The following is a 12,167-nucleotide window of genomic DNA, read 5'->3' as shown; positions in this document are numbered from 1 at the left end:
GAGAATGACAGAAGCGGAAGCCATCGACGACGGCTTCGTCGAATGGCGGCCCGACGTCGATCCGGAGTTCGACGAAAAGGCGTTTCCCGATCTTGGCATCCCGGTGCGCGCCATCCGCGGCTGGGCGCAGTACACGCTGTTCGGGGAGCCGACGGGCCCGCACCGCGCCAACGAGCAGTACCGTCCGGGCCCGGCCTGGCTCGGCTTTCCGCCGGCGACGACCGACGCCGGGAAACTCTTGAACTACCTCGGCGCGAACTGGATCAGCCGCGCGGAGTTCGTGACGGCGCTGCTCGACTGCGAAGTTCTCGTGCCATTGCCGGACGGCGAACCGCTCGTGCGCCAGGTCCCCGGCAATGGGCAGGAAGTCATCGCCTACAGCTCGTCGGCGAAGGTGCCCGGGCGGTATCCGCGGCGCCGGCGGGTCGTCGTCCGCGACCTGCTGGCCGGCCGGCCGCCGACCGGGCTGACCCTCGACCCCGGCACCGGGCTCGTCCGGAGCCTGACCGCAGCCGAGCTGGCCGGCACCGGTCCCGGCGAGCCGCGGCCGCAGTTCGACGAGCCCGCGCCCGAAGCCGGGCCCGAGGTCGCCGAGGCGCTGCCCGCGCTGGTCGCGGAGTTCGGCGTCGAGCCGCCCGACCTGCTGGAACGGCACCTGCGGTACGCCGTCGACCACGCCCGCGACCACCACTTCGAGCTGTCCTCCGAGGACTGCGTCCGGTACCTGCGCGGGTTCGCCTGGCAGTACCGCAACGGCGTGCGGCGGCGGGCGGGCCAGGACCCGGAATGGCCGGCCGACCTGGCCGCGAACGGCTTGATCGCGCACGTCGACGAGGACGCCCGCCCCCGGCCGGTGCCGTGGACGTTCGGGAAGTTCTCCGCCTTCGGCACGCCGGCCGCGCGCTTCGCGTGGCACCGGATCGTCGGCGCGTACGTCGGCTTCGCGATCGGAGACGCGCTGGGCGGCGGAGACGTGGGCACGCTGGGTGGCCTGACGCGTCACCTGCTGTTCCACACCGACAGCGTGCTGCGCGGCCTGCCGCCGGTACCGACCGGCGACGTGCCTGCGGAGCTGCCGCATCCGGACCCGGTCGGCTGGCTCGCGGTCGCGACGCGGCGCGCGGGTCCCGCACCCGACGCTCTCTCGACGTTGCTGGCCACGGCGCTGGCCGCGACGCCGGCGGGGGCAGTCGCCATCGACGGCATCGACGGCGAGCAGTACGCGAAGGACGTCGCGCGCGCGTTGACCGGAGACGTCGGCGCGGAAGTCACCGAGGGCGTCGAGCTGCTGATCGCGCTGTTCCAGGCGTTGCTCACCCGCGACACGTTCGCGCTGCCCGTCCACCTGCGCCTGCGGGAAATCGGCGGCGGCCTGGCGACCTCGACGCTGGCGTTGCGTGAAGACCGCGACGCCGACGACATCATGCAGCTGGAGAGCATCGGTGACGGCCGGAGCGTCCGGTCGGTGCTCGGCCGGGCGCTGTTCGCCGCGGCCAAGCGCGGCCACGACCCGGAAGCGGCGATCACGCTCGCCGCGCGGTCCGGCCCGGTCGCGGGCGCGATCGCCGGAGCGCTCGTCGGCGCAAGGGTCGGTGTCCCCGGCCTGCCCGCCGCGTGGGTCGCGGCGCTGCCCGAGCTCGGCCTGCTCGACGACGTCGCCGGCGACGTCTTCTGGTACTTCAACCGCAACGGCCTCCAGACGGAGACCGCGGAACACCCACGCTGGGAACGCCGCTACCCGAGCGGCCGCTTCACCCCGAAACCGAAGGGACCGGACTTGCGCTCACGACTCCGGGGGAGCCTGCTGGCCGGGGCGATCGGCGACGCGCTGGGCGCGAAGACCGAGTTCGACTCGATCGACCGGATCCGCGAGATCGCCGGTCCGGCCGGCATCACCGACTTCATCCCCGCGTACGGCGGCGTCGGCCGGATCACCGACGACACGCAGATGACGCTCTTCACGCTCGAAGCGCTGATCCGGGCGCATGCCCAGCGGCGGCGGACCGGTTCCGCCGACGTCGTGCACTCCCTGCAGATGGCCTACCAGCGCTGGCTGCACACCCAGGGCGTCACCTGGGACCGCGCGCGCGGTCCGCAGTCCGACGTCGAGGCGCCCGACGGCTGGCTGATCACGCACCAGGAGCTGTTCAGCCGCCGCGCACCGGGCCTGACCTGCTTCGGCGAGCTGGAGGCGTACGGCCGCTCGGGCGTCCGGGGCACCATCGAACGCCCGGTGAACAACTCGAAAGGCTGCGGCGGCGTGATGCGCGTGGCACCGATCGCGCTGTGGTCCGACGACCTCGCCGAGGTGTTCCGGCTCGGCGCCGAGAGCGCGGCGCTGACCCACGGTCACCCGAGCGGGTATTTGTCCTCGGGCTGCTTCGCGGTGCTCGTCCACGGCCTGCTGCACGGGAAACCGCTGCTCGACGCCCTCGCGGCCGCGCGGGACGAGCTTGTGAAGCACCCGGGACACGAAGAGCAGAGCGCGGCGCTCGACGCGGCGCTGGCGCTGGCGGAACAGGGGCCGCCGACGCCGGAGAAGCTCGAATCGCTCGGGCAGGGCAACATTGGCGAGACCGCGTTGTCGATGTCCGTGTACGTCGCGCTGACCACCACCGACGCCGACACGGCGTTGCTCGCGGCGGTCAACCACAGCGGGGACAGCGACTCGACCGGTTCGGTCTGCGGCAATCTCGTCGGCGCGATGTACGGCGAAGAGGCCCTGCGGCCGAGCTGGCTGGAGCGGCTGGAGCTCCGCGATGTCATCGTCGGCCTGGTGGACGACGCGCTCACCGAGTTCGGCCCGGATGCGCCGGGTGACGACCGGTGGTTCGCTCGGTACCCGGTCGACTAAGTTTCCGATGTCACTGGGGTCAGGGGAGGACAAACGTGCGTTACCGGGTTGAGGTGGCCGAACGCCCGGACGGCCTGTACGCGGCGTGGGGCGAGGGGACGTTCCGCGCGCAACGGTCGACCACGGACGGCACGGTGCTGCTGTCCGTGCTGCCGGAAGACGAGGCGCCGGAGGGCTTCGACAAGGAGTTCGAGGGCCGGCCGGCGCGGGTCGTGCCGGCGAGTGAGGTGCCGGCGACGTTCACGTTGCGCACCTTCGGCGAGTACGACGGCGAAGTCTTCGAGGTCGCGCCGGGCGCGCGACCGGAGCTGACGCTGCGCTGGGTCCGCGACGACGCCGCCCGCGCGGCGCAGCTGGGCCTGACCGACTTCTCGGTCACGGTGCCGGCGAAGCAGGTCACGGCGCTGTGGCAGACGCGGCTGGACTTCACCGAGACGCCGGAGGCGCGGCCGCAGCCGGGCACCGGCGACCAGAACGCGCTGCTGCGCGCCATCGGCCGGACGCTGCTGCACACGGTGCCCGGCGGCTGGGCCCGCGTCGGCGCGCAGTTCCGGCAGGTCGGCGACTACTCCGAGATCGAGGTCCGCGCGGTCGGTGACGAGGACGGCCCCGTGTCGGTCTCGCTGCCCGCGGTGCCGCGGCTCGGCGGGCTCTTCGCGCGGCTGCGGGCCGCGATGTTCCAGCCCGAGGTGGGCACCTGGTTCCAGGGCACGTTCACGCTCGACGCGGAATCGCAGTTCGACTTCGACTTCGACGCCGACCGCGAGCCGGACTGGCGGGTGCCGCCCAACGAGGGCGGCCGCCCGTCGACCGCCGCCTACGAGCTGGAGCTGGCGAACTTCCCGCGGTCGCCGAAGCACGTGCCGGGGTGGCTGACCGCGAAGGCCGGCCTGCCGCTGGACATCACGTTCCGGCTCGCCCGGGCCGCCGACTCGCACGCCGAAGGCGAACGCCCGGTGGTCAACCGGCCGCCGGTGCCGCCGGACCAGGTCCGCGGCGTGCTCGACTACCTGTTCCGGGCGCCGGTCGCGCTGCACCGGCCGGCACCGCTGCCGGACATCTTCGGCGTGCCGGGCGCGAAGCCGGACGTGCCGAACGCGTTCCACACCGACGGCACCTGGATCTGGCCCGCCGCCGTGCCGCACTACCTGCGCAAGTACGGGGTGCCGCCGGAGCCGGAGCTGGTCGAGCACATCCGGGCGGCCGGGTTCCGCCCGCCGTTCGTCGGCGACCTCGTCCGCGCGACGGCGGAAGCCGAGGTCCTCGGCCGGCCGCGGCCGCCGCAGACGGCCGCGGACCTGCCGGACGAGCGTGCGCTCGTGCGCGTCGCCCGCGGTGAAGAGGTGCGTGACCTGCGGGGCGCGGAGACGCTGGAGCTGCTCCAGCAGCGGCTCGCCGAGCACGGCGTGCCGGCCGCGGCCTACCGGATCGGCGCCAAGGAGATCCCGGCCGAGGGCGTCTGGACGCTGCGGCGGGCCGAGAACGGCTGGGAGGTCTCGCGGCCGCCGTCCGACGAGCCGGTGGCGTTCGGCTCGCTCGGTGACGCGGCCCGGTTCCTCCTCGGCGTGCTGCTGATGCAGCCGCCGCGGCCCGCGGAGGAGTCCGACCTGCCCGCCGACTGGCCGATCCTGCCGATGCGCGGCGAACCGCCGTTGAACTTCTACCGCGGCAAGCGCCTGATCGTGCTCGCGCCGGGCACGACGGTCGTCCGGTTCGGCCCCGAGACCGGCAACCTGGTGCACGCGGAGGGCACGCGGTTCGTCGAGACGTCGCTGGCGTTCGAACGCGAACGTGACAAGCGGCTCTACCGGGTGCAGCGCTCGGTGCGGGTGCTGACCGGCGTGACGGCGCCGTGGAGCGGGATGCCGGGCGGCGCGGTCGCCTACCTGCTCCCCCGGCCGCTCGCCCAGCACCTCGAGACGGGGTCCGTCAGCCGGGTCTGATCAGGACGCGGTGATCAGGACGGCGGGCGACCACCAGTAGTCGGCGAGCGGTTCGACGCCGACGTCGGTGAAGCCCGCCGTCTCCAGCTGCGCGACCCAGTCCGCGGCCGGGTGCTCCCAGTTCGTCCGCTCCTGCCCGTCGACGATCCCGAGCAGGACCGGCAGCAGGAAGCCCTGCGCGACGAGCGAAGCGTCTTCGCCGTACTCCGCGACGCCCTGTTCGTAGCGCTCGACGAGCGAGCGAAGGTGCTCCGGCGAGCCTTCGACGTACTCCAGGACGTCGAACTCGGCGAGCACCAGCGTCCCGGTACGCAACTGGAGCGTGCGAAGCACCTCCGCGCGCTGGTCCGGCTCGATCGACTGCAGCGCGAACGTCGACTGGACGAAGTCCCAGCCGAGGTCGTCGCGAGCCAGGAACTCCTGGGCGGTCGACTGCCAGCACTGGGCCGACGGCACCCGCTCGTGGACGCCCTCGAGCAGCGCGGCCGACGGTTCGACCAGATCGATCCGGCTGGGCACGTGCGTGGCCTGCTCCAGCGCGGGCACGACGGCCAAGCCGTCGCCGCACCCCAGGTCGAGCAGGGATTCCGGCTTTGCTTCGTCGTAGCGGGCGGCCAGCGCGGTGCTCAACGCCCGGTACAGCCAGACGTTGCCGCCGCCGCGGATGAACGCCGTGAAGGCGCTCGGCTGGTCGTACACGGAGGCCGAGCCGTCACCGGCGAGGTAGGTGTGCAGTTCACCGGCCAGCGACGACCCGGCGCGGCCGGCCCGGGCGGCGAGGTCGGCGGCCTGGTCGCGGTCACCGGCGCGGTGGGCGGCGAGGGCGTCGGCGAGCAGCTCGATCGAGGTCATGCTCAGGAGATATCAGAAGGGCACCCACAACGTCACCCGTGTGCCGCCTCCGGCGAGTCCCGACTCGACCAGGGAGGTTCCGCCGACTTCGGCCAGCCGGGCGGTGATCGACTCGCTGATGCCGAACCCGGCCGGGTGATCGGCCGCGCTGAAGCCGGCGCCGTGGTCGCGGGTGATCACCGCGATCCCGCCTTCGCGCTCCTCGACGCGCACCACGACCCGGTCGGTGCCGGAGTGCTTCATCGTGTTCCGCATGGCCTCGCGCACGGCGTCGCGGATGGCGATCTGCCGGACCTCCGACAGCGTGTCGTCGTCCAGCTCGGCCACCACGAGCTGGGCGCGCAGCCCGTCCCGCGCCATCTCGGCGGCGAGCGCGGCGAGCTTCTCACCGAGCGGCCGGGCGCCGTCCTCGGCCCGCTCGGACGCCGCCGACTCGATCGTCTGCCGGATCTCCATCGCCTGCGCCCGCGCGAGCCGCTGGATCTCGACCAGCCGTTCTTCGGCGTTCGACGTGCCGGACAGCGCCATCGCCTCGAGCGTCTGCAGCACGGTGTCGTGCAGCATCCGGTGCTGCTGGGCGCGCTCGGCCAGCCGGCCGTTGCGGGTGCCGTACGCCAGGGCCAGCCGGGTGCCGAGCCCGGTCAGCACCAGCGCGGCGGCCGCCAGGAACAGCTCGGCGAGCAGCGCCGAGAAGGTCGAGAACGCCGCGCCGACGTGGAACCGACCGGTGTTGAGCCAGTTCGCGAGCATCCGCAGCGGGAAGCTCGCGAGACCGAACACGAGCCCGCTGGGGACGCCCAGCGCGAGGGTCAGCAGCCCGGCCTCGCCCAGGAGGTGGACGCTGCTGACCGCGAGCGCGTCGAAGTACACCGCGGTGGGGACGGTCAGCGCGAGGACCAGCGGCGAAAGCGTGGTGAAGACGAGATCGACCGCGAGCAGCTTGCCCGCGTCCCGGCCGCGGAACGGTGCCGAGCGGAACATCCAGCGGAAGCCGATCACGTTCAGCGCGACCGAGAGCAAGGTGAACACCCCGACCGGCAGCAGCCCGCTCGCGCCGTTCCGGATGGCGTAGACGCCGAACTGCCCGGGCACGGCGAGCAGCCGGAAGGCCAGCGGGATGAGCACGACGTACCGCGTGGCGCGCAGCAGCAGGCCGTCGCGCCGGCTCGGGTCGATCGAGCCGGCGATCTTCGAGATCCGCTTCAGCGCGTGGATCGGCGTCGGGTCGGCGATCTCGTCCGAGAGCTCGCTGGTGGCCGTCGCGATCGCGGGCGCGCCCTGCCGCAGCAGTGCCACGAAGAAGCTGCCGCCGGTCGCCGGCTTCGGCGGGTCGGGCGCTTCGGTGGACATCGCGCGGACAACCCCCTGGTCACGTCGGTGAACCGAGGTTAGGGAGTATCACCGATCCGCGGCGGCCAGGTCCAGGCTTCCACGAAATTCACGGTAAGTCGGTCAGGAATTTCCGATTCCCTGCTCCGCCGCCCACTTCTTCAGTTCCGCGACGGCGTCGTCGTGCTCCAGCGGTCCGCGGTCCAGGCGCAGCTCCTTGAGGAACTTCCACGCCTTGCCGACGTCCGGACCCGGCTTGATGCCCAGCAGCTCCATGATCTCCTCGCCGTTGAGGTCCGGCCGCACGCGGTCGAGGTCCTCCTTGGCCTTGAGCGCGGCGATGCGGGCCTCGAGGTCGTCGTAGGTCGCCTGCAGCGCCGCCGCCTTCCGGCGGTTGCGCGTGGTGCAGTCGGCGCGGACGAGCTTGTGCAGCCGGGTCAGCAGCGGGCCGGCGTCGGTGACGTACCGGCGGACCGCCGAGTCCGTCCACTCGCCCTTGCCGTAGCCGTGGAACCGCAGGTGGAGGAACACGAGCTGGGAGACGTCGTCGATGATCTCCTTGGAGAACTTCAGCGCCCGCAAACGTTTGCGGGCCATCCGCGCCCCGACCACTTCGTGGTGGTGGAAGCTCACGCCGCCGCCGGGCTGGAACTCCCGCGTCGCCGGCTTGCCGGCGTCGTGCAGCAGCGCCGCCAGCCGCAGGATCAGGTCCGGCTCCGACGTCGGCTCGTGCGACTTCTCCAGGTCGATCGCCTGGGCCAGCACGGTCAGCGAGTGCTGGTAGACGTCCTTGTGCTGGTGGTGCTCGTCGATCGCCAGCCGCATCCCGGGCACCTCGGGGAGCACGCGGTCGGCGAGGCCGGTGTCGACCAGCAGCTCGATGCCGGGCCGGGGGTCGTCGGCGAGCAGCAGCTTCGACAGCTCGGCCTGCACGCGCTCGGCGGTGATCCGGTCGATCTCGTTCGCCATCGACGCCATCGCGTCGACCACGCGCGGCGCGGCGGTGAAGCCGAGCTGCGCGGCGAAGCGGGCGGCGCGCAACATCCGCAGGGGATCGTCGGCGAACGACTCCTGCGGCGTCGCCGGCGTGTCGAGGACCTTCTCCCGCAGCGCGCTCAGGCCGTCGTGCGGGTCGATGAACGTCTTCGTCGCCAGCTCGACGGCCATCGCGTTGACCGTGAAGTCGCGGCGGAGCAGGTCGCCTTCGATGCTGTCGCCGAAGGTGACCTCGGGGTTGCGGCCGACGCGGTCGTAGCTGTCCGCGCGGAACGTCGTGATCTCGAGCTGCATGCCCTTCTTCGTCACGCCGACCGTGCCGAACGCGATGCCCACGTCCCAGACCGCGTCGCCCCACTCGCTGACGATCTTCAGCACCCGGTCCGGGCGCGCGTCGGTGGTGAAGTCGAGGTCGCCGGAGCGCCGGCCGAGCAGCGCGTCGCGCACGCTCCCGCCGACGAGGTACAGGCGGTGCCCGGCCCGGGCGAACCTCTCGGCCAGCTCGTCCGCCAGGGGGGAGAGCCGCATCAGCTCCACCACCGCGTTCTCCTTGGCGACCACGTCGTTCACGAAAATCCCACTGGGTTCGGGTGCGATTACTACAGGCACCACCGGACAGGACACGGAGAGCCAGCCTACCGGGGCAACCGTTTGCTCTAGCATCGCAGCATGTCTGGATCAGCCGGCCGCCCCGGCGCCTCGAAGCCGCGGAGGCGGCGCAGGCGTCAGCGCGGCAGGCGCCTGACCACGGTCGACGAGACGTCGGCCGGGGGCCTCGTGGTGGACGCCGAGCGCGAACAGGCGGTGCTGATCGGCCGGCTCGACCGGCACGGCAGACTGCTGTGGTCGCTGCCCAAGGGCCACATCGAGGACGGTGAGACGGTGGAACAGACGGCCGTGCGCGAGGTCAAGGAGGAAACCGGCATCTCCGCGCGCGTGCTGCAGCCGCTGGGCACCATCGACTACTGGTTCGTGGCCGAGAAGCGGCGGATCCACAAGACCGTCCACCACTTCCTGCTGGAATCGCTCGGCGGCGAGCTCTCCGACGAAGACGTCGAGGTCACCGAGGTGGCCTGGGTCCCGCTGGCCGAGCTGGAGACCAAGCTCGCCTACTCCGACGAGCGCAAGCTCGTCCGGAAGGCCAGTCACATGCTCAAGGAACTTTTCGCGCGCCCGGACGTCCACGGACGAGACGAGCACGCCCCTGAGGGAGCCCCCGAGTGAAGCGGTTCGCCGCAGCCTTCCTTTCCGTCCTCTTCCTGGCCGTCCCCGCCCTCACCGGAGCCACGGTGGCGGAGGCACAAGGGGGCGCCCGCCTGCGGGTCGACCTGGCCGAGCTGAACCCGCGCGTGATCACCGGCTCGACGACGACGCTGACCGTCGCCGGCACGGTGACCAACACCGGCGACCGGAAGGTCACCCGGCCGCAGGTCCGCCTGCAGGCCGGCGAGCGGGTGACGACCTCGCGCGGGGTCAACGACGTGCTGTCGGGCGCCGTCATCAAGGACGCCCCGCTGACCGACTTCACCTCGGTCGCCGACGTGCTGGAGCCCGGGCAGAGCGCGCCGCTGAACATCACGGTGAACCTGACCGGCTCGAAGGCCGCGCAGTTCGGCCGCCCCGGCGTCTACCCGCTGCTGGTGAACGTCAACGGCACCCCGGAGTTCGGCGGGGCCGCCCGGCTGGGCGCGGTCAGCATGCTGATGCCGGTGCTGGCCGGGCCGGGCAAGTCCGCCGGGCACTCGTCGGCGGGCGCGCCGAGCATGACCCTGCTCTGGCCGCTGACCAGCGGTGTCCCGCCGGTCTACGCGGCGCCGTACGGCCAGCCGCTGGTGCTGCGCGACGACCGGCTGGCCGACGAGATCGGCCCCGACGGCCGGCTGAACGCGCTGGTCACGGCCGCGTCCACGGCCGTGCGTGGCGACGCGGACCTCGCGAAGTCGATGTGCTTCGCGCTCGACCCGGACCTGCTGGCCACCGTCGACTCGATGAGCCGCGGCTACCAGGTCCACACCGACAACGGGAACGTCGACGGCAAGGGCGTCCAGACCGCCAAGACGTGGCTGACCTCGCTGCGCTCCCTGCTGACCGGCCGGTGCGCGGTGGCGCTGCCCTTCGCCGACGCCGACCTCGACACCGTCTCCCGGATCCGTCCCGGCGACCCCATCCTGGTCGCCCAGGCGGCCGCGGCCGCCGCCACGATCCAGCAGGTGGCCGGGGTCACGCCGCAGACCGGCGTGCTGTGGCCGGACGGCACCCTCAACGAGGCGGTGCTCACCGCGCTGACCCAGGCCGGCGTCAAGACCGTGCTCACGGACGCGGCGAAGCTCGTCCCCGCCGGCGTGGGCGGCGGCGTCACCGTGCAGGGCAGCGCGGTCCGGGCCCAGCCGACCGATTCGCTCATCTCCGCGGCCATGACCGGCGTGCCGAGCGTGCCCGATTCGGTCACCGTCGCCGCGAACACCGAGCGGGCGGTCTCCAGCCAGAACGGGCTCGGCGCGCTCGCCTTCCGGGCCGGTCTCGGCCTGCCGGCCGGGCAGGAGCGCCCAGAGCACCTGCTCGTCGCCCCGCCGCGGCGCTGGGACGCCCCGGCGGCCGAGCTCACGGCGTACCTGCAGCAGGCCGGCAACTTCCTCGACGCCGGGGTGGTCACGGCCGAGTCGCTCCCGTCGCTGCTGTCCGCGGACCCGGCGGGCTCCGGCGCGGTCGGCGACGGCGGCCAGGACCCCGGGGCGGCCATCGACCCGGTCGTCGTCTCGACGCTGTCGAAGCTCGACGACCAGGCCACCGGGGTGTCCTCCGCGATGCAGCTGGACCCCACCAAGCGGGTGAAGCCGGAGGACGTCGTCGCGTCGGTGCGGCTGGCCGAGCTGCGCGGTGCCTCCACCGGCTGGCGGGGCCTGCCCGCCGACGCGGCCACCGCGAACGCGCGGGCCGAGATCGGGGCCATCAGCGACCGGGTGAGCGTCCGGCAGCCGCAGCAGATCATCGCACTGGCGTCCGGCAACTCCCCGCTGCCGGTGTACGTGGTGAACGACCTGCCGGTCGGGATCAACGCGAGGTTCTCGCTCAACAACAACACCGGCCTCCGCGCGGACGAAGGCAAGGAGGTGTCGTTCCCCGCGGGCGGCGGCCGCCAGTACTTCCTCCCCGTGGAGGCGCTGCGGGCCGGCCGGTTCAGCGTCGATGTGTCGTTGAGCACGCCCACCGGTACCCCTCTCGGGTCATCCGCGCGGTTCGAACTGACGTCGACGGAGTACGGCGCGATCACCATCATCGCGACCGTCGCCGCAGGTGTGGCCCTACTTCTGCTGGCTTCACGGCGCATCTACCGACGGGTGAAGGACGCCCGCGCGGGGCGCGACTTGGTGGACTGATCCTTCGGCCTTCGAGTGTTCCGGGCGGTTCCCGATTACTCTTGGTCCGCACGTACGCGGCACCGGGCCGCGGGCACCGGACCGAGCACCGAGGATTGGGCACGCGTTGGAGAGAGAGCCGGGCTTACCACCCGAGCGTGCGAGTCGTCCTCGGCGCGAAGGCGCTCCGCCCCCGCAACGGGGTGACGGACCGCCGCGCGCGTCGCAGCCGGTCCGCCGCCAGCCACCACCCCAGCAGCCGCCGGCCCCGAAGCCGCCTCCTCCGGAGCGCGGCCGCCGCCAGCCGCCCCGCAACGGCCACACGCGCCAGATGCCGGCGCCGGACGACGCGCCTGTCCGCGACCAGCGCCCGCCCCGCGAGGACGGGGGACCTCGCCGGCCCGCCCGGGACGACGCACCGCCCCGGCGGCCCGCTCGTGACGACGCCCCGCCCAGGCGACCGGCCCGCGAAGACGGCCGTCCCCGCCGTCCGGTCCGCGACGACGGCCCACCCGTGCGCGACGGACGGCCGCCGCGAGAGGACGCACCGCCGCCACGCGACGGGCGCCCGGTCCGTGACGACGGCTTGATTCGCGAGCAGCGGCCCGTCCGCGACGACGCTCCCGTGCGCGACGGCCGGCCGGTGCGCGACGACGTACCCCCGCACGACGCCTGGCCCGTCCACGACGAGGCGCCGCCGCGCGAACCGCGTCCGGCCCGGCGCGTCCCGCCGCCGCCGGGCCCGCCTCCCCAGCAGCCCCCGCCGGGCGCCCCGCCGCGCGGCGGGCAGCCGCCCCGCGCCGCCGGTGGCCCGGCGCCCACCCGCGTCCAGCCCGT

General features: G+C 73.2%; 7 protein-coding genes. 4 read left to right on the top strand and 3 right to left on the bottom strand.

The window, feature by feature from the left end:
* Positions 1-4 precede the first annotated feature (4 nt).
* Both ACZ4TR_RS01260 and ACZ4TR_RS01255 read left to right on the top strand, forming a co-directional pair.
* Positions 5-2,854 (top strand): ADP-ribosylglycohydrolase family protein, encoded by a 2,850-nt coding sequence (locus ACZ4TR_RS01260; protein WP_465285261.1) that lies wholly within the window; start codon positions 5-7, stop codon positions 2,852-2,854.
* A gap of 35 nt (positions 2,855-2,889) precedes the next feature.
* On the top strand, positions 2,890-4,797 hold the full coding sequence (locus tag ACZ4TR_RS01255; RefSeq protein WP_465285260.1) for a TNT domain-containing protein: 1,908 nt from the start codon (positions 2,890-2,892) through the stop codon (positions 4,795-4,797).
* Here the strand turns inward: ACZ4TR_RS01255 and ACZ4TR_RS01250 are convergent, their stop codons facing one another.
* The 3 genes from ACZ4TR_RS01250 to ACZ4TR_RS01240 all read right to left on the bottom strand — a co-directional run bounded on the left by ACZ4TR_RS01250 (position 4,798) and on the right by ACZ4TR_RS01240 (position 8,544).
* Positions 4,798-5,649, bottom strand: coding sequence for a class I SAM-dependent methyltransferase (locus ACZ4TR_RS01250; RefSeq protein ID WP_465285259.1), 852 nt, complete (start codon positions 5,647-5,649; stop codon positions 4,798-4,800). It abuts the gene before it with no gap.
* Positions 5,650-5,661: 12 nt separating this feature from the next.
* Positions 5,662-6,999 carry a sensor histidine kinase gene (locus tag ACZ4TR_RS01245; RefSeq protein ID WP_465285258.1) on the bottom strand — a complete coding sequence of 446 codons (1,338 nt, stop codon included), beginning with the start codon at positions 6,997-6,999 and terminating at the stop codon, positions 5,662-5,664.
* 102 nt (positions 7,000-7,101) lie between these two features.
* Positions 7,102-8,544: a CCA tRNA nucleotidyltransferase gene (locus ACZ4TR_RS01240; protein ID WP_465285257.1), complete on the bottom strand. Its 1,443-nt coding sequence runs from the start codon at positions 8,542-8,544 to the stop codon at positions 7,102-7,104.
* Positions 8,545-8,643: 99 nt separating this feature from the next.
* Here ACZ4TR_RS01240 and ACZ4TR_RS01235 point away from each other — a divergent pair, with 99 nt between their 5' ends.
* Both ACZ4TR_RS01235 and ACZ4TR_RS01230 read left to right on the top strand, forming a co-directional pair.
* Positions 8,644-9,198 carry an NUDIX hydrolase gene (locus ACZ4TR_RS01235; protein WP_465285256.1) on the top strand — a complete coding sequence of 185 codons (555 nt, stop codon included), beginning with the start codon at positions 8,644-8,646 and terminating at the stop codon, positions 9,196-9,198.
* Positions 9,195-11,351, top strand: coding sequence for a DUF6049 family protein (locus ACZ4TR_RS01230; RefSeq protein ID WP_465285255.1), 2,157 nt, complete (start codon positions 9,195-9,197; stop codon positions 11,349-11,351). Before ACZ4TR_RS01235 ends, ACZ4TR_RS01230 begins: the two co-directional genes overlap by 4 nt.
* Positions 11,352-12,167: the final 816 nt, after the last annotated feature.

The sequence above is a fragment of the Amycolatopsis sp. NPDC028719 genome (assembly GCF_055565395.1).
Note: the sequence above shows the minus strand (reverse complement) of the source record. Positions and strands in the feature narration are given on the sequence as shown.

What these genes read in the sequence shown, in the direction of transcription:
- ACZ4TR_RS01260 (WP_465285261.1), top strand. Translation starts at nt 5, where the DNA reads ATGACAGAAGCGGAAGCCATCGACGACGGCTTCGTCGAATGGCGGCCC.
- ACZ4TR_RS01250 (WP_465285259.1), bottom strand. Translation starts at nt 5,649, where the DNA reads ATGACCTCGATCGAGCTGCTCGCCGACGCCCTCGCCGCCCACCGCGCC.
- ACZ4TR_RS01245 (WP_465285258.1), bottom strand. Translation starts at nt 6,999, where the DNA reads ATGTCCACCGAAGCGCCCGACCCGCCGAAGCCGGCGACCGGCGGCAGC.
- ACZ4TR_RS01235 (WP_465285256.1), top strand. Translation starts at nt 8,644, where the DNA reads ATGTCTGGATCAGCCGGCCGCCCCGGCGCCTCGAAGCCGCGGAGGCGG.